The sequence below is a fragment of the Pontibacter sp. H249 genome (assembly GCF_037892465.1).
Classification (GTDB): Bacteria; Bacteroidota; Bacteroidia; order Cytophagales; family Hymenobacteraceae; genus Pontibacter.
This window is the reverse complement of sequence record NZ_JBBKTR010000013.1, coordinates 99,828-125,056: the sequence shown is the minus strand read 5'-3', so window position 1 is coordinate 125,056 and position 25,229 is coordinate 99,828. Positions and strand designations below refer to the sequence as shown.

The following is a 25,229-nucleotide window of genomic DNA, read 5'->3' as shown; positions in this document are numbered from 1 at the left end:
TTGCTGGAGCGGGTTAGTTGCTGTTACCTCCGCCACTGCTTTCTCCGCCTTTTAAGTCGTCGTTTTTGATGCCTCTCTTCTTGCGGGCAATATCACCTTTCAGCTTACCGAAGCGGTAGTTAAACGATAAAGTTGCACGGCGGCTCACAAAGTATGATTCCTGCACTAAGTGAAACCTGCCCGGCTCGTTAACTTCAGTGTACCAGCGGCGCTCTCTCTGGAAAGGGTTGCTTACAGATAAGGTTACACTTGCCTTGTTATCTTTCAGGAACTGCTTGGAGGCCGAAAAATTATTGAAAATATAACTAGCCGAGCTGCCTTGTAGCATTACCTCAGAAGAGTAAATGCCCAGGTTGCCGCTTAATCTCCAGTTGTTGTCGAATTTGTAGCTAAGGTTAGCGTAAGTGTTGCTGGTAATGCCACTATTTTTCACAGGGCTTACTTCAAAAACATCCTGTCCGCTGGTTGTGCTCTGCAATTGCACGTAGGTCAGGGAGCTGTTTAGGTTCAGGCTGATTTTCTTTAAGAAGGTGGCATTAGTACTCAGGTTTATACCCGTTGTATGGTTTCTGCCAATGTTGCCAAACGTAGAAACAGAAACCGTATCAACTGCACGCAGGAATGTATAACGCTGTATAGAGTTGTTTGTGAACGTATGGGTAACACCAGTGTTAATGGATACGCCTTTTATGAAGGTGCTGTACGCCAGGTTAAACACATTACTGGTGGCAGCTTTTAACTTCTCGTTACCATACGAGATGTTTTTAGGGTCTACCTCATTTATATATGGGTTAATGTACCACAAACTAGGGCGCTCAATACGCTGTGTGTACGAAAGCTTAATGTTACTCATTTTGGGCAGCGAACGCGACAATGATATGTTCGGGATCAGGTTAAAGTAATCCTGGTCTGATGTAGTGTCTGATGACTTAAAGTTTGCGTTTACCTTTGTCTCTTCCAGCCTGGCACCTACTCTTAATCCCCACTTGTCTTTCTTCAGGTTTACAGAAGTATAAGCAGCATAAATATCCTGGTTGTAATCGAAGGAATTCGTTCTGCTGGCATCGGTCACAAATTTGTTTGTTTCCGGGTTAAAGGTTTGATAGTAAAAATCGCTGTTTATGTCGCGCAGGATGGTTTTAACACCTACTTCCAGGCTGTGCTTTTTAATTGGCTGCACATAATCAACCTGAAAGGTTTGCTCTATGGTAGCGCCGTTGTTCTCTGTGTTATTTCGGGAGCCGTTATAGTTTAGTACAGGTGCCAGGTTAAAGTCTGTATAAGAGTCGTTGCCGTTCTGGCCATACTTGTACGATAAAGTAAGTAACTGATCTTTGCTCTTTTTAAAAGTGCGTTGGTAATCTAGGCCAACCTCTTTACTGTACCATTTGTGGTCGCCTGTGTTTACTCTTCTGTAGGATGAAATGAGTGTGCCGTCGGCTTGGGTGTTATTGGCCAGCTGCTCCTGGTCGTAACCTCCATTGCTGTTATTCATGTTAAAGTTGGCGGTAAACAAGTTCAGGGTGTCCATCTCAAAGCTAAGTTCGCCGCTCAGGTAACCGAATTTACCATTGTTCGTGGAGAAGCCCTGCTGGTCAAGTATAGAGTTGTAGATAAAGTCTTCTCTTGTGGTTCTGTTAGAGCTTTTAGGGCTGTAGTAGTCGCTTAAGCCGCCATACATCGAAACACCAAATTTACCTGCCTTCGCCGTAAGGTAGCCGCCACCGTAAGCTCCTCTCGGATTGCTGATGTTGCCGCTGACAGAGCCATTATACCCGCCCGGCGTTTTTTTATGTGTGATAATGTTGATGATGCCGCCAACGCCTTCCGCCTCATACTTGGATGGTGGGTTTGTGATAACCTCGATGTTTTTAATGGAGTTGGCCGGCATACTTTTAAATACATCCTTTGGGCTGTTCGCAAAAAGAGACGATTCTTTGCCGTTTACCAATACTCTATAGTTGCCGCTGCCATTCAGTTTAATGTTATCATCGCCGTCTATGCTAAGCATTGGTACCTTACGGAGCATGTCCAGCGCGTTCATGGTTTTGCTTTCAGGGTCGGCGTCAACGTTATAGCTAAGCTTGTCTACGTCCTGGGTTATCAGCAGCTTTTCGGTTATAACTTCTACCTCTTTTAATTTATTAGCTGTGCCCACCAGTAACACCTGCCCAATCTCTACACTTGATTTGCCAGTAGCAAAGGCAGGAACAAGTATAGTTTGGGTTTTATAACCTACATAGGTTAAAGTTATTTGGTAGCTTTTCTCAGGAAGGCCGCTTACTTCAAAGGAGCCGTTATCTTTGGTGAAGGTGCTTTTAAGAGGTTGATCTTTGCCTGCTTCCTGAATGAGTACCGTTACATATACAAGTGCCGCTTTACTGGTAGAGTCGGATACGGTGCCTTTAATGGTGCCGCTAAATGGGCTTTGCGCGGAGGCATAGGTAGGAATTAGCAGGCACAAGAGTGCTGCGAGTAAAGTTTGTTTCATATTAGATTAGGTGATTACTCTTTTTAGATATACCGCTGGCGAAGCTAAAGTTTATTCTCCTGACGATACTGCAGCATCTCTTCCCGTGATTCAAAGAACCTGATGGTTGAGTTTTGCTTATTAATCATAAACCTGCTGTCTCTTAGACTGAATCGGGCTTTTTTTCTTAGATCTTTCAATGGCTCCATCCCTAAAGCATCCCTTACCCTGTCTATATTCAGTTCTTCAGCTTCAGTAAACGTTATATCATGCATGGTCTTTGCTGATCCCCTTAATACAGTAGTGCCATACTTTTTGGGCTCAAACATCTCTGCATGATCAGCATAAACATGAGCTGGAAATTCACCTCTTTGAACAGCTGCCAATAATACCGGAAGCATGTCGCTTCTTTTCTGCTGTACCGCATGGCGAATCAGGACGTTGTAAAATGGGTGAACACTTATTCCTGTTGCACCAACTACTTTTTCAGATGGGAAGCCCTTACGGGCTACTAAACTCAGGAAGGCATCCATATTGCTGTCCACAATAAACTCAAGCGAGTCTGCATATATTTTATACAGTTCCGGGTCGGAGCCTTTAGCAGTAAGAGCAGATCTTTTCTTTGCATAATATTGATCTACCTCTACCATGGCAAGAAGCGTGTCCCTGTAGGCTAGGTCTATTTTTATATTGCACTTATTGCTTATGCTGGCATACTTCCTGGCGAATTTATCCCACTCTTTGCCGTTTACAAGTGCTTTAAGATCCTGGCGCTCCTGTAGTTTTTCAAGAGGAATACCTTTGCACTTAAGAGTTGATAAGTAAGTATAAGCCTTTTTATGGTTTCCTGTTAATGTTGCACTAACAGCGGCATTGTAGTAGTCTAGAGCGCTTGCAGCAGGGTTTAAAGCAAATGCCTGCCCGTAGCTTTTCAAGGCATTGGAGAAAAGGGAGTCTGAAATATAAAGCTCTGCTTCGTTAATGGCTTTAAGATAGTTCGTGTTTGCTTGTGCATTTGCTGCAGGTGTAAAAAGTATAGAAATGGCAATAAAGAAGCAGGCGTAAATAAGTTTGTTCATATAGTTGAAGTAAAGGAATGATATATAATGTTCGATATGTCAAATATAAGCTATTATCATACATTAACTAATGCTTTAGTTGTTAATATTTATTTCAGCTAATATAACGGATGTTATACCATGTTTTCAGAAATTAACATTGTTTAACACTTGGCAGTAAATAAAACAGGTAAGCTAAGCGTAAGCGAATTATAGAAGGTAGGCAGAAGCTAATAATTGCTGCTTTAAATATAGTATAAACGGAGTATTTAGTAGCTAAAGTATAACGTATGCTAAAATGATTTCAACTGAAAGTTGATGCATGATTAGTATAGAGGTAAATGAAAAAGGCAGCTTTTATAGCTGCCTTTTCTTTATTCCTGGGTTGGTTTTGTTGACTCTCCGCCGCCTGCAGGTTTATTTCTGTTACGGTTCCTGTTTCTGTTGCGGTTGTTAGGTTGCTTTTTTGCACCTCCTTCTGCTGTACTTGCATTACCGGCTGCTTGTGGCTGCTCTGTGCCTGTTGCTGCTCCGGCTTCAGTTGGCTTTTTAGGCTTACGGTGGTGTTTGCTTCGGTGGTCATGCTTTTGTGCACCTGCTCCTGGGCGGTTGCCGCCACCATGTCTGCCGCCGCCTCTGCTATCATGGCGTTTAGTTGGATCATAAGCGGGGCCTGGGCCAAAGTCGTCTGGCAAGGCAATTTTAGGCAATTCACGTTCGATCAGGCGCTCTACCTTCTGCACCCGGAACATATCCTTCTCATTTACAAAGGTGATAGCCACCCCGGTAGAGGCAGCACGTGCTGTACGGCCAACGCGGTGTACATAGTCCTCTGCATCCATTGGCATGTCAAAGTTTACCACATGGCTCAGGCTGTCAATATCAATACCCCTAGAGAGTATGTCGGTAGCTACCAGAATCTGGTATTGCTTGTTCTTAAAGCCCTGCAGCGCACGCTCACGCTCTTCCTGTGTCATATCAGACTGGATGCCTTCGGCTCCGAATCCCATTTTGCGCAGCGAACGCACAATTTGGTTTACATTAGATTTGCGCGATGTAAACACAATCATGTTCTGCACATCCTGCTCTTGCAAAAGATGCTCGAGTAAGGGCAGTTTCTGGTTATCGAAAGCCAGGTACAGGCGCTGGTCTATACCGGCAGCTGGTTTAGAAATGGCCAGGTTTACCTCTGCTGGGTCCTGAAGAATCTGCTGTGACAGGTCTCTGATCTTGCGCGGCATTGTGGCAGAGAAAAGTAAGGTCTGGCGCTCCTTCGGCAACTGCTTAATAATCTTTAGCAGGTCATCCATAAAGCCCATGTCCATCATTTTATCGGCTTCGTCTAGTACCAAGTGGTTAAGTTGGTCTAGCTTTACATAGCCCATAGCCATGTGTGCCAGCAAACGGCCTGGTGTAGCAATTATAATATCGGCACCTGTTGTTAAGGCACGCTTTTGCTGGTCCCAGTCGCCGCCTTTGCTACCACCATAAATGGCAATGGAGCTAACAGAGGCAAAATAGCCAAAACCTTCTACCTGCTCATCTATCTGCTTGGCAAGTTCACGGGTTGGCACAAGTATAAGTGTGCTGGTGTGCTCGTATCCTTCATGCGAAATACGATCTATTAAAGGCAGCAGGTAGGCAGCTGTTTTACCGGTTCCGGTTTGGGCGCAGGCAATCATGTCTTTGCGCTCAAGTATAAGTGGTATTGCCTGTTCCTGAACTGGAGTGGGGTTGCGATAACCCATCGAGTCGATACCGGTTAATACGTTTTCGTGTAATTTAAACGAGTGGAAATCCAAAGTATAGTTATTTGTTTGATTAAAGGATCTTGTGCCATTAATGCTACATATACATTATTGGCATAGTAAAGATACGATAAATATGAAGACATTGTGCCGTTAACAGTGGTGTTGAAACTAAACTAGTGACGATGTTATATTTATGAAGCTTGATGTTTATCTGATTATTAATTGCACTATTGTCTTAATAGTACAAATATTCGTAAAACGTTATATAGCTTATTAAGTATCTCTAGGTGTTTATTTTAGTTAAAAAGGCGATGTAATGGTTGGATTGGTTTATAGGTGTTGAAAGTCTATATATAAAAAATTATATTTTATTGTAACATTTGCTTTATGGCGGCGTAAAATTATATAAACGATATGTAATGTATTGTATCGATAAAATATAATAATTAAACTATATTGCCATGAAAAGAGCTATACAGAATTCACCTAACTTTTTTCTTTTGTTAGGTTTGAATATCATTAATGCCATCTTTATGCTTTTGTAAACTATAAGAGCATTTACATATACTAAAATACTAAAAGAGCAGTCCGGGCTGGTACCAGACTGCTCTTTTTTTGTGCGTAACACATTAAAATTTAGTTTTTTTGTTCTGAGAGGAAACTGTAGAACAGGTTAAATTACCCTTAGTAAAGCATGGCCGGACATAACAAATGGTCGCAGATAAAGCGAAAAAAAGGCGCTCTGGATGCCAAAAGATCAAAAATATTTACCAAGCTTATAAAAGAAATTACCGTGGCAGCCAAAGAAGGTGGCCCGGACCCTGACGGAAACCCACGTTTACGCCTGGCAATACAAAGCAGCAAAGCTGTTAATATGCCAAAGGATAACATAGAACGTGCTATTAAGAAGAGCGAGGGCACAGATGGCGATTACTCAGAGGTGACATACGAAGGGTATGCCTCTAATGGCGTTGCTGTTTTTATAGAGTGCCTTACCGATAACATAAACCGTACTGTGCAAAACCTGCGCACTATCTTTAACAAAGGCAACGGTAACCTGGGTACGAATGGCTCTGTAGAGTTTCTGTTTGATAGAAAAGGGGTGTTTGTGGCAAAGAGAAATCCTGAACTGCAGCTTACAGATGATGAACTAATGCTGGAACTGGCTGACGGTGGTGCCGAAGATGTGGAATTTGAACAGGATTACATAACTATTTACTGTGCTATGGAAGATTTTGGAGCCATGCAGCGAAGGGTAGAGGAACTGAAACTGGATACAGAAACTGCGGAACTTCAGCGCCTGCCCAAAACAACTGTTGTGGTAGAAGACCTCGAGGCTGTCCGTAAAATATTGAAGCTGATAGACGCTTTGGAGGATGACGATGATATACAGAAAGTATACCATAACCTGGAACTGACAGACGAAGTAATGGCCGAACTGGAATAGTGTAAAAAGTACGATAGGTGGAGATTTTTAAAGATATGCTGGTACTGGAGCTGGCAAGCGTACTAGCTGGCCCAAGTGTAGGGCAATTTTTTGCAGAAATGGGTGCTAAAGTGGTAAAGGTTGAAAATGCCGCCACCCACGGCGATGTTACCCGCACCTGGAAATTAAAAACAGAGCCGGCAGATACTGACACACCTTCATACTTTTGCGCAGCTAACTGGGGCAAAACTTCCCTAGCTTTAAACCTGACAACAGCGCAGGACTTGCAGCAACTGTACGAACTGGTAAAAGAGGCCGACGTGGTAATCGCCAGCTATAAACCCGGCGATGCCGAGAAGCTGGAGGTGGATTACACTACTCTTAAAAGTATAAACCCAAGGCTGATCTACGGGCATATTACCGGTTATGGCGCTCACGTTAGCAGGGCAGGCTACGATGCCGTAGTGCAGGCCGAAAGCGGTTTTATGTACCTAAACGGAGAACCTAAGGGCCTGCCAACCAAAATGCCGGTTGCCCTGATGGATATTCTTACCGCACACCAACTAAAGGAAGGATTGCTTGTAGCACTGCTGCAACGCGAAAGAACAGGTAAGGGGCAGCTGGTGCAGGTGTCATTAATTGAGGCGGCTGTATCTGCGCTGGCAAACCAGGCTACTGCTTACCTGGTGGCAGGGCAGGAGCCAAAACGCATTGGGTCCGAGCATCCTACTATTGTGCCCTACGGTACAGTATACACTACAAAAGACGAGAAGCAGTTAGTGCTGGCTATCGGAGACGACAGGCAGTTTAAAAAGTTATGTACTATACTAGGCAACCAGGCATTAGCCGATGACCCAAAGTATAAAAACAACTACAGCCGGATACAGAATAGGGTAGAGCTAAACGCTATACTTTGTAGGTTAATACAAGAGCAGCTGCGTGATGCGTTTCTGGAGCAACTGCACCGGCAGCACGTTCCGGCTGGTGCAGTTAACAGTATACCCGAAGTCTTTGAGCTGCCACAGGCGCAGGATATGCTTCTGCAGCACGAGGGCTCTAAACCTGGGGTACGACAGGTGGCCTTTAAGCTGCAAGGGCAGCAGTTACCTTCTTTGCAGCCTCCGCCACCTTATCCAGCGTCTACTAAAGTATAAAGGTGTTCCTGTAAGCGGTAAGGTAAATAGCAGCATTTTTAAACAAAGTACCTCAAACTACGGTACAAACTACATCAGGCAAAATTCTGACACTGAGATTAACTATGGAAGATAGATTAGATGATATTATAAATGGCTTGCACCAGAAGTCGATCACAAAGCAGGATATTTACCGTAATACCCTGAATACATTTAATAGGCTGAAAGAAATATCACAGGAACTTGTGGATGATCTGACAGACAGGATTACCAAACAAGACGCCAATGTTATAATTGAATATCGCAATGTAAGCGAGCACGAATTTCAGATAAAGTTCTCCGGAGATCTGCTTGTGTTTGTAATGCACTCTAACATTATCACATTCCCCGACGATTACGAAATCATGCGCAGCGACTACATTGATGAGGACTTCAGGCGACGTTTCTTTGGGCACATCATGGCTTATAATTTTATGGCTGATACCATTAAGTATAATCGCCTCGATGACCCTGGCTACCTGGTGGGGCGTATGCTGGTAAACATCGAAAACCACTTTTGTATAGAAGGCGTGAAGCAGCTAGACCTACCCTACGATGAGGTGACAAACATTGCCAAAAACGTGCTGACAGACAGAACCCTGCGCGTGATAGTAGAGAGTGCTATGGTGGCTGCCGTTAACAACGATTTGATGGGCCAGGATATAAGTGATATTGAGCGCATCACCCTGAAGCAAAAACTTGAAAACACGCACCTGACCAAGCCCCGAAAACTTGGTTTCCAGATAAGTCACGAACTAACACATTAATTAAAATGGCAGCCTGATATTAAGTTCAGGCTGCCATTTTATACTTCTTATACTTCCTCCAGCTGCTTTCGCATCGCCTCGATGGCTTCACTTATTTTTGGCAGGCTTTCCACGAGTTCCTCAAAGCTCTCGATGCAGAAATACTGGCTCTGGAAAGTTTCTTTAATGTAGTGGGTGTCCAGGATATGATCTACGTCAAAGCCATACTTTATACTTTCATCAGCCACCGATAATCTGCTCTCTCCAACAGAGGATAGTATACCAGCTCCATAGATTTTAGCTTTATCGCCTGCCTTCCGGAACAAGCCGAACTCGATGGTGTACCAGTAAATGCGGGTAAGCTTATCTATCACGTCTGGCCTATCTACATGCTGCAGGGCCATGGCAGAGAGCGCCGCCAAAAATTCGCAGTAAACAGGAATAGTTAGCAGCGGCACGTGGCCGAATACATCATGAAACATGTCTGGCTCCTCCAGGTAATCCAGCTGCTCCATACTTCTTATCCATACTGTAGCCGGAAACTTCTTGTCTGCTATCAAACTGAAAAACAGCGCATCGTCTACAATGCCAGGAGCGGGTACCACCTCAAATCCGGTTAGAGGCTTCAGGCGTTGGTTAACCTCCGCAAAGTCAGGAATGCGGTCTGGCTTAAAGTTTACAAGCTTTAGTCCCTCAAAAAATTCTGGAATAGCCTTGCCGGGCAGGTTCTCGATCTGGCGTTGGAACAGGATAGCCCATACTTTATGGTTCTCTTCGGTGTAGCTGCTGTAGTTTTGTGTCAGGTTCATATGTTGCGTTTTAAATTTTTGGATCATTGGAATAGGTGTAAATGAAAAAAGCAGAGCTCTCGCTCTGCTTTTTTCTATCACTTCAGGTAAGCTTATTTTATACTTCCCTGTTTTTTACGAATTGTTATCGGTGTGATTGCCAAAGAGAGCGCAGTAGGTGCGGCGATAATAATAGCTATAATAATAGCCAGCATAGCCATACACGCTCAAGCAATAAGAAAAGGCAACAGAAAGCAGCAACTGGCCAATAGAGTTTGGCAGTGTAAGTGTAGTTGCTATGGCTTCTGGTTTATGCATTTATACTTTGTGTGCTGCAATAATGTAAACTTATCGCTTAAACGCAAGAATTACGTGTAAGTTTTTTGCTGCATCAAATCTTTATAGCGTTATACTGCTTCTTATGCTATTATTTTATCTTGATTATTTACAACGTTGTGCTGTGATGTAATGTATAACTAATTATAAGTGAGGTGTTTGTGTTAATGTGTGTGGCCATGGCAGCATTTGTTTTATCCAATAGATCAAAAAATAAGCTTAAGCTTAAACGATTGCTATACAGCCTGCTGCTGATCATAATACTGCTGCTCTTTTGGGGATGTGCAGGTACAACGACAAGTACTGCATCAAAGGCAAAGCCTTTCAGAACACAGAATGTAATTGTATTGGTAATAGATGGGCCAAGACACTCCGAAAACTGGGGCAATACCCCGGGGCTGATACCGTATATGTCGGGAACACTAAAGGGAAGAAGTACTTTCTTTTCTGACTTCCAGAACGATGCTTATACATATACTAATTCAGGGCACGTGGCTATTACCACAGGCGTAAACCAGGAGATAGATAATTACGGCGACGAGCTTCCTGCGAACCCATCTATTGTGCAGTACTGGCTTAAAGCAACAGGAAAGCCTGCTACAGCTGCCTGGTTTATCATGAGCAAAGATAAACTGCACATACTAGCAAATACCCAGGACTCTGCCTGGCACGGCAAATATCAGCCGTCTATAAATGTAGGTAAAAGTGGACCCGGTTCAGGTTATCGCATGGACTCCCTAACCATCGTCGAAGCTCAGCGCATACTTTCGCAGCACAGGCCCAACCTGGTTTTTATTAACCTAATGGAGCCAGATGGGTTTGCCCATGCCGGAAATTGGGAGAATTACCTCAGAGGCATTGCCAGGTCAGACAGGTATGTGAAGCAGCTATGGGATTTTATCCGGAAAGATAAATTTTATAAAAAAACGACAGCTTTGCTTATCACAAACGACCACGGCAGGCACCTGAATGAAATTGATGGAGGCTGGATGGAACACGGAGATTTGTGCGAAGGCTGCAGGCGTATCAGTTTGCTGGCCGTGGGGCCGGATTTTAAGAAAGGGTACACTATTAAAGAAAAACATACTTTGATAGATATACCTGCCACTATTTCGCCGTTGCTAGGCGTGAAGATGGAAAGTGGGCAGGGGCAGTTGATCAGGGATCTTTATAACAGAAGAGCTCAGAAAAAATTGAATGAATTGATGCCGGTGGTGCAGTAAGGATTTTTTTGCTTTCCCGGGAGTATTGTATGGCTTACCGTTAGGGGAGGTTTATTTATGGTGAGGGTGGATAAACGTGCAGGCAAAAAGTAAAGCGAAACTATACAGGGCGCTATATCTTGTAGTAAGCTGGATAACTATACTTACCCTGCCTGCCATCGCACAGCCAACTCCGGTTTATACTTTTCTAAAAAAAGAAGCAGCACCAGCTGGTAAAGTATACCAGCAGCAGGACCTGTTCTCCAGCGAGGAGGTGCTACGGTTTAAACTGGTGCTTAACTACAAAGAACTTCTAAAAGATCGTGGCGATGAAAGAAGCTACCACAAAGCTGCTGTTCAGTATCAGTCGCCAACTGGCGAAACGGTTTCTTTAAATCTAAAAGTGCGGGTTAGAGGCAAGTACCGCCGAGACCCAAGCGTGTGCAGATTTCCGCCGCTGCTGCTAAACTTTCCTAAAAAAGAAGTGGCCAATACAGCCTTTGCCGGTGCCGATAAATTAAAGCTTGTTACCCATTGCAACAACGATAAGTATGTGATGCGGGAGTATTTAGTTTACAAACTCTACAATATCGTGTCTCATATTAGTTTTAAGGTAAGGCTTTGCTACATAGAATATGCTGATGTGGATGGAGGAAAAGCAGTAACAAGCAATTACGGTTTCTTGATTGAAGAGGAAAAAACGTTGGCTAAACGAGTTGGAGGCACTGTTATGCCTGATGAACTACTGATCAGGATGGATGCCACAGAAAACCGCACTATGGCAAAGCTGGCTCTTTTTCAGTATATGATCGGAAACACGGATTGGTCGGTGCCTTACCGCCACAACATTGTGCTGCTTTACCTGGAGGCTTACGGTAAGCCAATACCTGTGCCTTATGATTTTGATTATAATGGGATCGTGATACCGCCGTATGCCAAACCTCCACCAGAAGTCGGTATTACCACTGTCAGGCAGCGTGTTTTCAGAGGGTATAGTTTTCCGGAGGAGGTGTATGCTGAATTGGTGCCCTTCTACAACAATCGTAAAGAGGCCTTTTACCAAGTGTATTTAACCAACCTCCTGATAGATGAAAAGTATAGAAAACAGACGTTAAAGTACCTTGACGGTTTCTTTGAAACCATTAATAAACGAAAAGATTTTGAAAGGCAGATTGTGAAGGTAGGGCAGCGCAACGAACGTGTAAACGTGGTAGTAAAGGGGCTGGAGCAATAAGAGCCTATTGAAAAATAATGCTTTGCGTTACAAAACGAAATGTAAACATGCTGTATAAGACAAAAGCCGGCAATTATACTTGCCGGCTTTTGTCTAGTGCCTGGGGTATACTTTTAGCTGTTACATTATTTCAGCCAATTCCAACCATCTGAACTCTTTCTCTTCCAGTTGCTCATTTATACTTTCCAGCTCAGATGCCAAGGTATGCAGCGCTTCGTGGTCGGTAACGGTGCCACTGTTCATGGTTTGAATAATCTCACCTTTGCGACTTTCCAGCTGCTCAATTTCTTGCTCCAGGAGCTCGTACTCCTTTTTCTCGTTATAAGTAGCCTTGCGTTTGTTGTTTGGCTGTTCTTGCTTTTTCTCGGCAGCTGGTGCTGCAGGCTTAGTTTCCTGCTGTGTTTTTTCCTGCTCTTTCTGCCACTCGCGGTAATCGGTGTAGTTGCCCGGAAAGTTACGGATCTTGCCTTCTCCCTCAAACACGAAAAGGTGCTCTACCAGCCTGTCCATAAAATAGCGGTCGTGGCTCACGATAAGAATGCAACCCCCGAAGTTCAGCAGGAAGTCCTCCAGTATGTTCAGGGTAATGATATCCAGGTCGTTGGTAGGCTCATCGAGAATAAGGAAGTTCGGGTTTTTGATAAGCACACGCAGCAACTGCAGTCGACGCTTTTCGCCACCGCTTAGTTTGCTCACAAAAGTATACTGCTGCGGCGGCGCAAACTGGAAGTGCTGCAGAAACTGACTTGCCGTGATCACCTCTCCGTTTGCCATCTCCACTACCTCCGCGATCTCCTTTACAATATCGATCACGCGCTGGTCATCCTTGTACTCCAGTTCGTCCTGGGTATAGTAACCGAAAACAGTTGTCTGGCCGGCATCTATCATGCCTGAGTCCGGGGTTAAGTTACCTACCAGCATGTTCAGGAAAGTAGATTTGCCGGCACCGTTCGGCCCTACAACACCAATGCGGTCTTTTCTCTTGAATACATAGCTAAAATCATCCACAATCTTCTTCTCTCCAAATGACTTGGAGATGTGCTCAACCTCGATGATCTTGCCGCCCTGGCGTGTTGTTTTCACTGATAGCTCCAGTTGTGGCGCAGCGGTTTTCTTGGCAGCTTTTTCCTTTAGCTCCTCAAAGGCATCTACTCTATACTTTGCTTTGGTACCACGTGCTTTAGGCTGGCGACGTATCCAGTCCAGCTCTTTGCGCATCAGGTTACGGGCCTTCTCGGTTTCGGCAGATTCTGCTTCTTCGCGCTCGGCTTTCTTTTCTATAAAGTAACTGTAGTTGCCCTTATAAGTATAAACCTGTCCGTTGTCGAGTTCCGCTATTTCGTTGGCTACTTTGTCTAGGAAGTAGCGGTCGTGGGTAACCATTAACAGGGTAGAGTTTTGTGTGCTCAGCAGTCCTTCCAGCCACTCAATGGTGTCCAGGTCCAGGTGGTTGGTTGGCTCGTCGAGTATCAGCATATCCGGTTCCTCTATCAGCACACGCGCCATGGCCACTCGTTTTCGCTGCCCACCAGACAAGTGCTTTACCTTTGTATCCAGGTTATGGATGCCTAATTTAGATAGAATCTGCTTTACCTTTACTTCAAAATCCCAAGCCTGTAGTTCATCCATCCGTTCCATCAGGTGCTGCATTTTTTCGGCACCTGTATTAGGGTTGGCTATAGCGGCTTCGTATTGGCTTATCAGTTCGAGCGTCTCATTCTGCATCGAGAAAATATTTTGCTGCACGGTCAGCTCTTCTTCAAACTCTGGGTTTTGCCCCAGGTAGCCGATGCTTACTTCTTTGCGCACGCTCACGCCGCCTTCGTCGGGAGGGAGTTTGCCAGCAAGTATGTTTAGCAAAGTTGTTTTACCGGAGCCGTTTACACCTACAAGGGCAACACGTTGTCCCTGGCTAATGCCGAAATTCAGGTTTTTGAAAAGCCAGCGTTCGCCAAAGCTTTTCGCAATATTTTCTGCTGATAAGAAATTCATAAGGCAAATTTAGGTATTAAAATCCAGAGCGGCAGGCAAAAATAAAACAGGCCAACCTAAATGGTCAGCCTGTTATTTTACATGTAAACTTCAAGTTTGTTAGTGCATCGTATCCTGACGCGCATGTTGCGTGTTGTGAGCTCTGCTTGGTACACGGTGTGTAGTAAGCGAAGCCAGGATAGAAAATATACCAAGAACTAAATGTGGCATATATACTTGGTCATCAAAGTTAAATATCCATGGCGATAACGCTAGGATAACACCAAGGCCAAAGTCCAGCATCAGGTGCGATTGCATTGGTATTTTTCGTACCAAGCCTACCTCAAAATCTGTGAAAACAGTCTGAAGTAGTACAATTATACCAGCCGCTACCATTACCCAAGTGGCGTATGTTACCTCTGAAAAATTAAACAGCCATGGTGAAACTATTAAAAGTAATCCCACTATATAGTCTAAAATGCCATGAAAGCGGGTCGGGATAAATCTCATCACTGTCCTCCTTTCTAATTGTTAATACAATCAACTTATACGTCAATCGAAAAAAGGGGTATGATAAAAGTGCAATTTTTTTAAATAGTTATCAGTCGGTAACAACTACAGTGCGAGCCAAATAGTCGTGCAGCATTTGTGAGCGCCTTGTGGTAAGTATAAGTAAAAACCCTAGCAAAAGCGGTAAGGCAGATACTATTTTAGAAAAGTAACGCAAGTTAGCTTGTGCAAAACTAATGCGCTTGCCTCTCAGGTCTGTAACTTTTAAGCCTAGCGTAAATTTACCAATAGTGGCTTGTTTCGGCGAAGACTCCAGCAAAGTGTAGTATAGCCAGTGCAGCACAGGCAGGTAGATGTTTAGAAACAACATTTCGCTTATTACCTTAAGCTCAGCAATACTAAGGCTTCCATCATTTAACAGTTCCTTCCAGGTATATAACTGCTGCGTTTCGCCGGAGGTAGAGTATAAAATAATTGTATACCAGAATACCAGGAGCGATGTATCAACTAAGAAAGAAACAAACCGGTTAGACAAGCTGCCATACAAAGAGGTCCGTTTTACGGTAGGATTAGGTATGGTAAGTGCTGATTGCATAGGGGCTCCTGTTTATTAATAAGGTTAATGTTTGGTAAAGCCGAATAGCACAAGTTCACCTTTTGAAAGGCTGGCATGTTATAGCCAGGTGTAGTGTAATGCTTGTGAAATTAAGATTTTGTTTTTAAACGGCAAAAAATTTAATAAAAATTATAAAACTATTAAATCAATGGTAATATACCGTTCATGCATAGAACTTAAATATTATCTATATCATTCAATGTCAAAACTTTTTCAGGTGAACGTACTTATTTCTTGGGTGAACATTTGTATTGAGTAATTTTATCTAACTTCGCTGTGTATGGCATTAGCAACTAAACATAGGCCCATAGGGATATTTGACAGCGGTATTGGCGGACTTACTGTTGCACAGGCAATTACAAAATTATTGCCTAACGAGCGCATCATATACTTTGGAGACACGGCTCATTTACCCTATGGAGATAAATCAACGGCTGCTATACAGGCTTATGCCGTTAAGATCTGTGATTTGCTGATAAGGCAAAATTGTAAGCTCATACTTATTGCCTGTAACTCCGCTTCGGCTGCCGCTTACGAACTGGTGAGGGAGTACGTGGGCAGCAAAGCTAAAGTTTTGAATGTGATCGACCCGATTGTGAATTACATTGGGCAGACGTATCCCGGTAAAACAATCGGATTGATTGGGACCAAGCAAACGGTCAATTCTAATGTGTACCGCAAAAAGGTGGATGAGTTGGATAAAGGCATAGAGCTAAAATCGCATGCCACACCGTTACTGGCTGCCATGATAGAAGAAGGCTTTTTTAACGATTCCATCTCAGAGAGTGTAATTCATACATACCTATCAGACCCTGACCTGCAGGGCATAGAAGCTCTTATACTTGGCTGTACACATTATCCGCTCATTAAAAAGCAGATTGAGAACTTTTATAAAGGAGAGGTTGATGTACTGGATGCTAGTCTTATTGTAGCGCAGCAGGTGAAAGATTATCTAGAGGCAAACAGTCTGGCATCAGACCTACTGGTTGGTGAGCATCACTTCTACGTATCAGATTTTACAAGATCGTTTGAGGAAAGTACTCGCATCTTCTTTAAGCGCAAAGTAAACCTGGAACATTACCCACTGTGGGAGTAAATACAGTTAGAAAGTCTGGGAGTTAAAGTGTTTAGGAGTTGTGAGTTTGTAGAAACGCAATATTTTGCATCTTTAAAGCCAATTACAGCGACCTCACGGCATCTTGCAGACCTGTAAGTCTTTGGCTAGCTATAAAACACTTGATACCCCAGATACAAATACTAGCCAAAATGCGGCAATTCTGCGTAAAAAGTATATCTTCAAGCAATACCGAAAGTATAAATTCCAATGAAAAAGCGATATCTGACCATAGGCGACTTTAAACGCAATGCATTTATTGTAGCGGCAGCCACTTGTATGGGCCTTACCAGTTGTAGTTCTAATAACCAGCAAGACGAGTGGAAAACCGGCGACGAAGTGGCTGTGCCAGATGGTATAATCACTGAGTTAACCGAAGAAGGTCCTGACCAATGGAAAATTACCGATGAGCGTACCACAAACCCAGGGGGCAGCATGGCTATCTTAAAGTATAACGATGGCCGAATTGATACGCTTCAGGGGCTTGCTTTGGAAAACCAGATAAAGGACCTGGCTGCAAATGAACAGCAATATCGACAAGGTGGTTTTGGCCTGGGAAGTGTGCTGTGGTGGAGTGGCATGGGCTACATGGCCGGGCGAATGATGTCTCCTAACCCTGCTTATTATGCCAACCCAGGCGTTATGAACAAGACCGCAGCATGGCGCCAGAATGTACAAACCTATCGCCAGCAAACAACTGCGCCACGCTCTGGCAGAAGCGGCTATTTTAGAGGACGTAGCGGCGGCGCTGGCGCATAATCATACTATACATGTTAGCTAAAGGAAATAACACCGTTCGCCTGACTGCGCACAACGGCGACGTGGAAACTGCCGTGCGTGGGCTTGGCTGGGAGTGGTGCGTAGAAGATGGCTGTGCCAACTATGTGCCCGGCGAGGCAGTGGTAATCAAAGAAGAAGAGGCAGAGGCTTTGCTCAAAGCTGCCGATACGTTATACAATATGATGGTGCAGATAGTGCCGGAAGGCCTGCCCGACGAATTCCTGAAAATATTAGGCATACCCGAAAACCTGTGGGAACTGCTGCGCCAATCCTGGAACGACGACAGGCACTGGCACCTCTATGGCCGCTTTGACCTGGTACAGACGCCGGAAGGGCCAAAGTTGCTGGAGTTTAACGCTGATACCGCTACCTCTATACCCGAAACAGCAGTGGTGCAATGGGCCAGCCTGGCAGCAGCCGGTAAAAACGATGCTAACCAATACTCGGGTCTTTATGAGGCACTGGTAGAGCAACTGAAAACCTGGCGCATGCTAAACGACGACCTGGCTCCGGCTTTGCTGCTGACTTACATTGGGGCGAGTGCCGAAGACGAAGCGAATTGTGCCGTAATTGCGCAAGCCGCTAAAGAAGCCGGTTTCGAGGCACACCTTTGCCCAATAGAGGAGGTAAACATATCTACAGAAGGAGCAGAGAAAGGCGTATGGGCGCAGGTAGGGGCAGAGCAGTGGCGTCAGTTTCCGTTCTTGTTTAAGCTGCTGCCCTGGGAACAGATTGCCTGGGAGGAGCCAGAGTTGCTGAAGGACCTAACTTACCTGGCAAGTATGCGCAACGTGGTCATTGCTAATCCGGCTTATACGTTAATGTTCCAAAGCAAAGGCATGCTGGCCTGGCTCTGGAAAGCATACCCATACCACCCGTTGCTACTCGAAACCGATCTGGAGCCGCTTAGTGGCAAGTATATTCGCAAACCATACTTTGGCCGCGAAGGGCAGAGCGTTGAGGTAGTTGACAGAGTGCGCGTAACCAAAGTAGCAGGCGAGTACGATAACCAGTTGCAAGTATACCAACGCTGGTGCGACCTACCCGAAGACAGCAACGGCTACCAATACCAGGCTGGTGTTTTTTGGGCAGGAGAGGGCTGTGCTATAGGTTTTAGAAGAGAAAAGGGCATTATCACGAATCTGTCGCAGTTTGTGCCGCATTTAGTGGAGAGATAATTTAAATATAAAAACGAAGCTATGTCAATAGAATCAGAAGCCGATCTGATCGGGATGCAAAATGTAAGCGAAGCTGTTGCCACTACGCTGAAACAAATGCGGGAGTATGCAAAGCCAGGAATGACGACCAAAGAACTAGATGACTTTGGTTATGAAATCCTACAGGCTTTCGGCGCAAAGTCGGCACCTAAAGTAACCTACAATTTCCCCGGTTATACTTGCATTAGCGTTAATAATGAGGCAGCTCATGGCATACCCTCTACTGATACGGTGCTGCAAGACGGCGATCTGGTAAATATTGATGTATCGGCTGAGTTAAACGGTTACTTTGCTGACAACGGTGGCTCGTTTGTGCTAGGGGAGGATGTTCACGGTTTAAATAAATTGGTTGAGACCTCTGTTGCTGCGCTGTATAAAGCATTAAGCGGAATCAAAGGAGGTGTAAGAATTTCAGACATCGGCAGGGTAATAGAAACAGAAGCCAAAAAGAACGGCTTTAAAGTGATTAAAAACCTGGTAGGGCATGGCGTAGGCAGAAGCCTGCATGAGCCACCGCACGAGATTCCTTGCTTCTACGACAAGTATAATACCCAACGCTTCAAGAAAAATACGGTAGTTGCCGTCGAGACCTTTATCTCCACCAAAGGCAGCTACACCCACGAAAAAGGCGACGGCTGGACATTGTTGGCAGAAAAAGGCGGCTTTGTGGCACAGCACGAACATACTATACTTATCACCGACGGAGAACCGATTATACTTACTAAGGCAAACGGAATCTGATTAGTTAAGAATATGGATGTGCCTATTTTGAAGTATAACTTCTTTCTGTTTCTGCTGTTGTTTGCTTTTTCGTGTAACCAGGTACAGCAGGAAGAAAAATATAAGCTGCCATCAGAGGAAGATGTAAATAAAGTTATACAGGCTGTTATCATACAAGATAGCTTATTTCATGGTGAGAAGAGTGAAATACCACTTGCAACTGATCTTTACAAGCTTCAAATATATTTCCCCGATACGATAAAACTTAGGCGTGATCCTCAATTTCCCTGGATTAATAACTTCTATAAATTAGTTGGAATACATGGTGTAAATGCGCCTTTTACAGCTCACGATTCTTCCTTCCTTTTGTATCAAAATAATATGTTGGTAAACTCCAGACTGGATACAAATAAGTTTGACAATTTGAACTTTACTACCCTTCTTGAGCAAGAACCTAAATTGATAGCAAGAGAGAAAACAGCATTTTATTACTTTTCAATACCACTCTTTAACAATCACCAATCAAGAGCTTATGTTGAGTTAAAGTTTGTTTGTAGAAAGCTCTGTGGTTACGGAAATGGATTTGTTATGGAGAAAAGAAATGGAAATTGGGAAATAGTACAGAAGGATATTAAATGGTATGAATAATCCTGTCCATCCTGCAAATCCTGATTCAGACAAATTTCTCTGCACAATTCGGACAGGTCGCGACCTGTCCCTACAAAACCCTATCTTCCAATCCCCATATCTTCAAATTTCCAAATTATAACCCTACCTTTGCCTGCTAACGAAACCTGAACACCTATGCTTGCTTTTGTGCTTACACTTGTGCTGTTGCTCTTGATAGTGATCGTGCTGGCGTACGCAGAGCGCAAAGTGGCCGCTTTTATGCAGGACCGCATGGGGCCTACAGAGGCCGGTCCTTATGGTTCGTTGCAGTCGGTGCTGGATGTTTTAAAGCTGCTGCAGAAAGAAGATATCGTTCCTGCCGCTGCCGATAAGAGTCTTTTCAAGCTGGCACCTATACTTATCTTCGCCGCTGTTTTTGCGGGTTTTGCCGTTATCCCTTTCACCCCCGATCTGGTGCCGGCTGGTATCGGAATAGGGGTTTTCTACCTGCTGGCGATCATTTCTTTGGACGTAGTTGGTTTGCTAATGGCAGGCTGGGGCTCGAATAACAAGTATGCTATGCTGGGTGCGATGCGTTCGGTAGCGCAGATTGTTTCCTATGAGATTCCGGCAGGGCTGGCTATACTTTCGGCAGTGATGGTTTGCCAGTCGTTGGATTTCCAGGAGATTAGTTACCAACAGGGTGTGTTAATGCAGATCTTCCCGGGGCTGGAGTATGAGGCAAACTGGCTTTTTGGCATTCAGGCACTGGGCATCGAAACAACAAATATTGGCGGCATCACTACCTGGAACATTTTCAGGGCACCTATACTTTTGGTAGCTTTTATAATTTATTTCATCGCCTCGCTGGCCGAGAGCAACCGTGCACCTTTCGATATTCCGGAAGCGGAGTCGGAGCTGGTGGCGGGTTTCCACGTAGAATACTCAGGGTTCAGGTTTGCGGTGCTGTTTCTGGCAGAGTATAGTATGATGGTGCTGGTGAGCCTGGTAGCGGTTATACTTTTCTTGGGCAGTTGGAACACGCCGCTTCCAAACATCGGTTCTATTGAACTTGCCAACTGGACGACTGGTACCATTGGGGAGCTGTCGAGTATGCTTTGGGGCGGGTTCTGGTTACTGAGTAAAACATTTGTGCTGCTGTTTCTGCAACTGCAGATCCGCTGGACGTACCCACGCCTGCGTGTAGACCAACTGATGCACCTGTGCTGGAAGGTGTTGACTCCGATTGCATTGGGAGTGGTACTGATAGCAGGCATTTGGCGGTTGTTAATGATATAAAACTATTATCATTTCGAACTGGGGGTAGGTCCCCCCGATAAGCGAGAAATCTATCTGGAATTCTAATTAGATATCTCTTTACATTCGGGATAACAAAATACAAATTAGCAAATTCCCCTCCTTGGAGGGGTTAGGGGGGAACGCTCCACATATAAATTATGGAAACTAAAACCATAAAACATAAATCCGGATTCTGGGACGTGGTGAAGTCGCTGGTAAGTGGACTGCGCCTGACGTGGCAGCACTTTTTGCGTGCTAAAAACCGCCGCACCCCGGAGTACGTGACAGACGAGAATTACTTTAAGCAGCCCGACGGACTGGTGACGCTGAAGTACCCGTACGAAGCCATACCTGTACCCGACAATGGTCGCTATCGCCTGCACAACGAAATCGACGACTGCATTGTCTGCGACTTGTGTGCCAAAGTATGCCCGGTAAACTGCATTACCATCGAGTCGGTTAAAGCAACGGAAGAGATTGGCCTAACCTCCGATGGTACCAAGAAGCGACTGTATGCACCGGTTTTTGATATTGATATGGCCAAGTGCTGCTACTGCGGTCTCTGCACTACTGTTTGCCCAACCGACTGCCTGACCATGACACCTGTGTATGACTTTGCTGAAGTAGATATCAAGAACATGATTTACCACTTTACAGACCTTACACCAGAGCAGGCCGAGGAGAAGAAGCAGCTGCTGGCAAAGCAGCAGGAAGAAATGGCAGCGGCAAAAGCGGCGGCATTGGCTGCAAGAAAACAATAAAGCTAAAGACCTAGCGGCGTGCGCAGCTCCCGCTAGTGTCTGTTATGGAGCAAACGCCTTGGGCGCAAAACGAATGCCAGCAGGACCTTCGTGCACTGCTAAGCCTTTAGATAAATAATTACTGTTAACTAATAACTGGAAAAGTGCTTTTCTACATCTTCGCCATACTTGCCATACTTTCGGGAGCCTACATGGTGCTGACGCGCAACCTGCTTTATGCGGGTTTTTCGCTGCTGATAACCTTGCTAAGTATAGCCGGCATTTACGTGTTGCTGTTTGCTGACTTTATAGCAGTAACCCAATTAATGGTGTATGTGGGGGGCGTGCTGGTGCTTATACTTTTCGGAATCATGCTTAGCAGCCGCGTACATGATAAGTCGGTACTTTCAGAGAACGTAAATACGGTTTGGGGTACATTAGTGGCCGGACTTATACTTGTCGGTCTAAGCTATAGTATACTTAAAGCCAACATTAGCAGTCTGCCGTGGTTACAGACAACCGAACTAAATGTGCTGGGCAATCAGAAAAGTACCGTGCAAAGTATAGGTATCAAACTGATGACAGATTTTGTGTTACCTTTTGAGCTGGCTTCGCTGCTGCTTTTAATGGCCCTGATGGGAGCCGCTTATATTGCCACTGATAAACAGAAAGTATAGATATGGAGCAGATTCCTTTAGAACATATTCTACTTCTAAGTGCTGTGCTTTTCAGTATAGGTGTGCTGGCTGTTATCACCAAACGCCATGCAGTGGTGGTGCTGATGGGCATAGAACTAATTTTTAACGCGGCCAACCTGAACCTGGTAGCCTTCAGCCGCCACGACCCGTTGCTGCTGCAGGGGCAGATGTTTTCGCTGTTTGTAATTGTAGTGGCTGCCGCTGAGGCTGCCGTTGCGCTGGCTATTGTGCTGCGCGTATACCAGCATTTTAAAACAGCTAACCTGAGCGAGATTGCTACTGCTGAGAAGTAAGATTTTTAAGATGTAGTACATTTCGTAATTGCACTGTCCCGGTAGTATAAACATGATTCCAAACAATTCACCCCTAAGTATTCAACTATACTCGTACAATCATCTTTAAATCCTTCCAATCTTATAAATCTTGGTTAACTTTGGCCGCTGAAAACGCAGAAACCTGAAACGCAAAGTATAAACTTGGAGCTGTCCGAACTTCTGAAACCATTGGCAGGCACGCCACAAACCACTACAGCAATGGTTGTGCTCTTGCTGCCCCTGCTCGGATTTGCCGTTTTATACTTGTTTGGCAGAAAGTTACCCCGTCGCGGCGATTGGCTCGGCATAAGCTTAACCGGCCTGGCGTTTATACTTTCGGTATGGCTTTTTGCCCAAACCTGGAACACCGCTGCCTACCATACCCGCACTACCTGGTTTAGTATACCATCCAATATTGTTTCTGATTTTACGGCAGGTATACTGCTAGATAACCTCACGGTGCTGATGCTGGTGATCGTTACCTTCATCTCTATGCTAGTGCAACTGTTCTCAGTGGGCTACATGCACGGCGACAAAGGCTATCATCGGTACTTCGCTTACCTGGGACTCTTTACCTTTAGCATGTTGGGCATTGTGCTGGTAGATAACCTGTTGCTGTTGTTCATGTTCTGGGAGTTGGTTGGTTTGTCGTCGTACCTGCTCATCGGGTTCTGGTACCAAAAACCTGCCGCCATTGCTGCTAACAAAAAGGCATTTCTGGTAAACCGCATCGGCGACATTGGTTTGTTGCTGGGGTTGTTTGCCTTTTATACTTACTTCCGCACCTTTGACTTGGAGGCGCTGAGAATGTTGATTAGCAACGGCAACTGGAGCAGCAATAACTTTATACTTGCCTATACTTTAAACGACCAGCCATGGCTCTTAGAGTTAAGTCCGATGTTTTTAACGCTGGCTGGGTTAGGTCTATTTATGGGCTGTGTGGGTAAATCGGCGCAGTTTCCGTTGCAGGTATGGTTGCCCGATGCCATGCAGGGGCCAACACCCGTTTCGTCGTTAATACACGCAGCAACCATGGTAGCAGCTGGTGTATACTTAGTAGCGCGTTGCTATGCTTTTTTTACGCCGGATGCGCTTACCATTATAGCCATAGTGGGCGCAATAACTGCCTTAGTCGGTGCGCTGGCTGCTCTTAATCAATATGATATTAAAGCTGTATTGGCCTTCTCTACCATTTCCCAATTAGGGTATATGGTAATGGGTATGGGTACAGGCGCTTACGATGCCTCGCTTTTCCACCTGACCACACACGCATTCTTTAAAGCGGCGCTGTTTCTTAATTCTGGTATCATCATACATGCTATGCACCGCGGGCTGCACCACATGCACCACGCAGAACACCTAGATGCACAGGACATCCGTAACATGGGAGGCTTGCGCAAAACCATGCCGCTTACGTTTTATTCGTATTTGCTGGCTGCTGCGGCTTTGGCTGGTATCCCGTTGTTCTCAGGTTTTTTGTCTAAAGATGCCATACTTTCGGTAGCCTGGGCTTGGGCAGAAACGATGAGCGCGAACGGCAACAGCTTATACTTTATCGTTCCGATAACCGGCTTTGTGGTGGTGCTGCTCACAGCCTACTACATGACACGCCATATGTGGTTCATGTTCTTCGGTAATTTCAGAGCACCTTTCGATGTGCACCAAATCAGGATGTCTCATAAGCAGGAAACAGAGCGGGTAATGCTGGTGCCGGTAATTATACTGGCTATACTTTCGCTGGGTATCTTCTTCTCTTTAAATCCGCTTAGCTTTAGTGGCAGTTGGGTGGTAGAGGGCATCAGCCTGAAAAAATTCGACATTATTTCACTGGCAGATAACCTGGTGCAGGCAGTAAGGCTGCAAGATGAGTCAAATCGTCTGCCGCACATTGTTATCGGTGTTTTGTCTGCTTTTCTGGCTACCGGCGGTATAGCCATAGCCCTTGCAAAGTATAACCGCAGAACAGACGAACAGCTCTTACAGGAGCAACCAACAGGCGCATTTGCAAAACTGTCTTACCACCACTTTTACCTCGACCAATTGTATAGCCATACTTTTGTAAAGCCCACTTTGCTTTTGGCGCGGGGACTGTACCGTGTGGATAAGCGCGTGATTGATTATACCTTAAACTACGGCAGTAAATGGCTGGTGGTATTGTCTAAGATCATAGCCTGGTTTGATAGGTTGGTAGTAGACGGTACAGTGTGGTTGATTGGTGCTATTGCTAAAATGCTTGGCCGCTTTGGCCGAGGTTTGCAAAACGGAAAGGTGCAGTCGTACTATGCCTATTCTTTGTTCGGATTTATTTTGATTATACTATATATCGTCTTGTTTTAAAGTATCTTTGACCACAGATTAAGGAGATTTTAGTGATTAGAAGGATTTACCTTCACAATTTATTTAAGACCTGTGAGTGTCTAACGATACCGATAAAAATTAACAATTAACAATCAACAAT

23 protein-coding genes are annotated in these 25,229 nt (G+C 44.8%); 15 read left to right on the top strand and 8 right to left on the bottom strand.

All coding sequences use genetic code 11. The features are described from left to right. Nucleotides 1-13: 13 nt before the first annotated feature. The 3 genes from WG943_RS15755 to WG943_RS15745 all read right to left on the bottom strand — a co-directional run bounded on the left by WG943_RS15755 (nucleotide 14) and on the right by WG943_RS15745 (nucleotide 5,330). Nucleotides 14-2,491, bottom strand: coding sequence for an outer membrane beta-barrel protein (locus WG943_RS15755; protein WP_340410456.1), 2,478 nt, complete (start codon nucleotides 2,489-2,491; stop codon nucleotides 14-16). A gap of 44 nt (nucleotides 2,492-2,535) precedes the next feature. Continuing rightward, a complete protein-coding gene (locus WG943_RS15750; protein ID WP_340410455.1) occupies nucleotides 2,536-3,549 on the bottom strand; it encodes a hypothetical protein in 1,014 nt (337 codons plus the stop codon). Nucleotides 3,550-3,902: 353 nt separating this feature from the next. Further along, on the bottom strand, nucleotides 3,903-5,330 hold the full coding sequence (locus WG943_RS15745; protein WP_340410454.1) for a DEAD/DEAH box helicase: 1,428 nt from the start codon (nucleotides 5,328-5,330) through the stop codon (nucleotides 3,903-3,905). Between the two features lie 643 nt (nucleotides 5,331-5,973). On the opposite strand from WG943_RS15745, the gene WG943_RS15740 reads away from it, so the two are divergent. The 3 genes from WG943_RS15740 to WG943_RS15730 all read left to right on the top strand — a co-directional run bounded on the left by WG943_RS15740 (nucleotide 5,974) and on the right by WG943_RS15730 (nucleotide 8,644). Continuing rightward, a complete protein-coding gene (locus WG943_RS15740) occupies nucleotides 5,974-6,726 on the top strand; it encodes a YebC/PmpR family DNA-binding transcriptional regulator (RefSeq protein ID WP_340410452.1) in 753 nt (250 codons plus the stop codon). Between the two features lie 17 nt (nucleotides 6,727-6,743). Continuing rightward, nucleotides 6,744-7,859 (top strand): CaiB/BaiF CoA transferase family protein, encoded by a 1,116-nt coding sequence (locus WG943_RS15735; RefSeq protein WP_340410450.1) that lies wholly within the window; start codon nucleotides 6,744-6,746, stop codon nucleotides 7,857-7,859. A 104-nt stretch (nucleotides 7,860-7,963) separates the two neighbouring features. Further along, complete coding sequence (locus WG943_RS15730) at nucleotides 7,964-8,644, top strand: hypothetical protein (protein ID WP_340410448.1); 681 nt, start codon at nucleotides 7,964-7,966, stop codon at nucleotides 8,642-8,644. A gap of 47 nt (nucleotides 8,645-8,691) precedes the next feature. On the opposite strand, the gene WG943_RS15725 is transcribed toward WG943_RS15730, so the two are convergent. Both WG943_RS15725 and WG943_RS15720 read right to left on the bottom strand, forming a co-directional pair. Then, the gene (locus WG943_RS15725; protein ID WP_340410447.1) at nucleotides 8,692-9,432 is read right to left on the bottom strand and encodes a phenylalanine 4-monooxygenase; all 741 of its coding nucleotides are present in this window, start codon (nucleotides 9,430-9,432) and stop codon (nucleotides 8,692-8,694) included. A 114-nt stretch (nucleotides 9,433-9,546) separates the two neighbouring features. Continuing rightward, complete coding sequence (locus tag WG943_RS15720; protein WP_340410446.1) at nucleotides 9,547-9,729, bottom strand: hypothetical protein; 183 nt, start codon at nucleotides 9,727-9,729, stop codon at nucleotides 9,547-9,549. 251 nt (nucleotides 9,730-9,980) lie between these two features. Between WG943_RS15720 and WG943_RS15715 the strand changes: the two genes are divergently transcribed. Both WG943_RS15715 and WG943_RS15710 read left to right on the top strand, forming a co-directional pair. Continuing rightward, nucleotides 9,981-10,970 (top strand): sulfatase-like hydrolase/transferase, encoded by a 990-nt coding sequence (locus WG943_RS15715; protein WP_340410445.1) that lies wholly within the window; start codon nucleotides 9,981-9,983, stop codon nucleotides 10,968-10,970. Between the two features lie 76 nt (nucleotides 10,971-11,046). After that, a complete protein-coding gene (locus WG943_RS15710; protein WP_340410444.1) occupies nucleotides 11,047-12,183 on the top strand; it encodes a hypothetical protein in 1,137 nt (378 codons plus the stop codon). A 120-nt stretch (nucleotides 12,184-12,303) separates the two neighbouring features. Here the strand turns inward: WG943_RS15710 and WG943_RS15705 are convergent, their stop codons facing one another. From WG943_RS15705 to WG943_RS15695, 3 genes are all read right to left on the bottom strand, one after another. After that, nucleotides 12,304-14,175, bottom strand: a complete 1,872-nt coding sequence (locus tag WG943_RS15705; protein WP_340410442.1) for an ABC-F family ATP-binding cassette domain-containing protein — start codon at nucleotides 14,173-14,175, stop codon at nucleotides 12,304-12,306. Nucleotides 14,176-14,274: 99 nt separating this feature from the next. Next, nucleotides 14,275-14,664, bottom strand: a complete 390-nt coding sequence (locus tag WG943_RS15700; RefSeq protein WP_340410440.1) for an SPW repeat protein — start codon at nucleotides 14,662-14,664, stop codon at nucleotides 14,275-14,277. 91 nt (nucleotides 14,665-14,755) lie between these two features. After that, entirely contained in the window at nucleotides 14,756-15,259 is a 504-nt protein-coding gene (locus WG943_RS15695) for an RDD family protein (RefSeq protein WP_340410439.1), read from the bottom strand. Nucleotides 15,260-15,560: 301 nt separating this feature from the next. Between WG943_RS15695 and murI the strand changes: the two genes are divergently transcribed. From murI to nuoL, 10 genes are all read left to right on the top strand, one after another. Then, nucleotides 15,561-16,376: a glutamate racemase gene (gene murI / locus WG943_RS15690; protein WP_340410437.1), complete on the top strand. Its 816-nt coding sequence runs from the start codon at nucleotides 15,561-15,563 to the stop codon at nucleotides 16,374-16,376. 228 nt (nucleotides 16,377-16,604) lie between these two features. Beyond that, nucleotides 16,605-17,153: a hypothetical protein gene (locus tag WG943_RS15685; RefSeq protein ID WP_340410436.1), complete on the top strand. Its 549-nt coding sequence runs from the start codon at nucleotides 16,605-16,607 to the stop codon at nucleotides 17,151-17,153. A gap of 11 nt (nucleotides 17,154-17,164) precedes the next feature. Further along, nucleotides 17,165-18,352, top strand: coding sequence for a glutathionylspermidine synthase family protein (locus WG943_RS15680; protein WP_340410435.1), 1,188 nt, complete (start codon nucleotides 17,165-17,167; stop codon nucleotides 18,350-18,352). 21 nt (nucleotides 18,353-18,373) lie between these two features. Continuing rightward, the gene (gene map, locus WG943_RS15675; protein WP_340410434.1) at nucleotides 18,374-19,132 is read left to right on the top strand and encodes a type I methionyl aminopeptidase; all 759 of its coding nucleotides are present in this window, start codon (nucleotides 18,374-18,376) and stop codon (nucleotides 19,130-19,132) included. A 12-nt stretch (nucleotides 19,133-19,144) separates the two neighbouring features. After that, nucleotides 19,145-19,759, top strand: a complete 615-nt coding sequence (locus WG943_RS15670; protein ID WP_340410433.1) for a hypothetical protein — start codon at nucleotides 19,145-19,147, stop codon at nucleotides 19,757-19,759. 156 nt (nucleotides 19,760-19,915) lie between these two features. Next, nucleotides 19,916-21,019: a complex I subunit 1/NuoH family protein gene (locus WG943_RS15665; RefSeq protein WP_340410432.1), complete on the top strand. Its 1,104-nt coding sequence runs from the start codon at nucleotides 19,916-19,918 to the stop codon at nucleotides 21,017-21,019. A gap of 158 nt (nucleotides 21,020-21,177) precedes the next feature. Further along, nucleotides 21,178-21,780: a NuoI/complex I 23 kDa subunit family protein gene (locus WG943_RS15660; RefSeq protein ID WP_340410431.1), complete on the top strand. Its 603-nt coding sequence runs from the start codon at nucleotides 21,178-21,180 to the stop codon at nucleotides 21,778-21,780. Nucleotides 21,781-21,923: 143 nt separating this feature from the next. Further along, nucleotides 21,924-22,436, top strand: coding sequence for an NADH-quinone oxidoreductase subunit J family protein (locus WG943_RS15655; RefSeq protein WP_340410430.1), 513 nt, complete (start codon nucleotides 21,924-21,926; stop codon nucleotides 22,434-22,436). Nucleotides 22,437-22,438: 2 nt separating this feature from the next. Next, the gene (gene nuoK, locus WG943_RS15650; RefSeq protein ID WP_340410429.1) at nucleotides 22,439-22,750 is read left to right on the top strand and encodes an NADH-quinone oxidoreductase subunit NuoK; all 312 of its coding nucleotides are present in this window, start codon (nucleotides 22,439-22,441) and stop codon (nucleotides 22,748-22,750) included. Between the two features lie 183 nt (nucleotides 22,751-22,933). Further along, nucleotides 22,934-25,108 (top strand): NADH-quinone oxidoreductase subunit L, encoded by a 2,175-nt coding sequence (gene nuoL, locus WG943_RS15645; RefSeq protein WP_340410428.1) that lies wholly within the window; start codon nucleotides 22,934-22,936, stop codon nucleotides 25,106-25,108. The last annotated feature ends 121 nt before the right edge of the window (nucleotides 25,109-25,229 follow it).

Bases quoted from the DNA above. Each gene is read 5' to 3' on its own strand.
- WG943_RS15660 (WP_340410431.1), top strand. From the start codon at position 21,178: ATGGAAACTAAAACCATAAAACATAAATCCGGATTCTGGGACGTGGTG.
- WG943_RS15725 (WP_340410447.1), bottom strand. From the start codon at position 9,432: ATGAACCTGACACAAAACTACAGCAGCTACACCGAAGAGAACCATAAA.
- WG943_RS15685 (WP_340410436.1), top strand. From the start codon at position 16,605: ATGAAAAAGCGATATCTGACCATAGGCGACTTTAAACGCAATGCATTT.
- nuoK (WP_340410429.1), top strand. From the start codon at position 22,439: ATGGAGCAGATTCCTTTAGAACATATTCTACTTCTAAGTGCTGTGCTT.
- WG943_RS15705 (WP_340410442.1), bottom strand. From the start codon at position 14,175: ATGAATTTCTTATCAGCAGAAAATATTGCGAAAAGCTTTGGCGAACGC.
- WG943_RS15695 (WP_340410439.1), bottom strand. From the start codon at position 15,259: ATGCAATCAGCACTTACCATACCTAATCCTACCGTAAAACGGACCTCT.
- map (WP_340410434.1), top strand. From the start codon at position 18,374: ATGTCAATAGAATCAGAAGCCGATCTGATCGGGATGCAAAATGTAAGC.
- murI (WP_340410437.1), top strand. From the start codon at position 15,561: ATGGCATTAGCAACTAAACATAGGCCCATAGGGATATTTGACAGCGGT.
- WG943_RS15670 (WP_340410433.1), top strand. From the start codon at position 19,145: ATGGATGTGCCTATTTTGAAGTATAACTTCTTTCTGTTTCTGCTGTTG.
- WG943_RS15665 (WP_340410432.1), top strand. From the start codon at position 19,916: ATGCTTGCTTTTGTGCTTACACTTGTGCTGTTGCTCTTGATAGTGATC.
- WG943_RS15740 (WP_340410452.1), top strand. From the start codon at position 5,974: ATGGCCGGACATAACAAATGGTCGCAGATAAAGCGAAAAAAAGGCGCT.
- WG943_RS15680 (WP_340410435.1), top strand. From the start codon at position 17,165: ATGTTAGCTAAAGGAAATAACACCGTTCGCCTGACTGCGCACAACGGC.
- WG943_RS15720 (WP_340410446.1), bottom strand. From the start codon at position 9,729: ATGCATAAACCAGAAGCCATAGCAACTACACTTACACTGCCAAACTCT.
- WG943_RS15730 (WP_340410448.1), top strand. From the start codon at position 7,964: ATGGAAGATAGATTAGATGATATTATAAATGGCTTGCACCAGAAGTCG.
- WG943_RS15750 (WP_340410455.1), bottom strand. From the start codon at position 3,549: ATGAACAAACTTATTTACGCCTGCTTCTTTATTGCCATTTCTATACTT.
- WG943_RS15700 (WP_340410440.1), bottom strand. From the start codon at position 14,664: ATGAGATTTATCCCGACCCGCTTTCATGGCATTTTAGACTATATAGTG.
- WG943_RS15755 (WP_340410456.1), bottom strand. From the start codon at position 2,491: ATGAAACAAACTTTACTCGCAGCACTCTTGTGCCTGCTAATTCCTACC.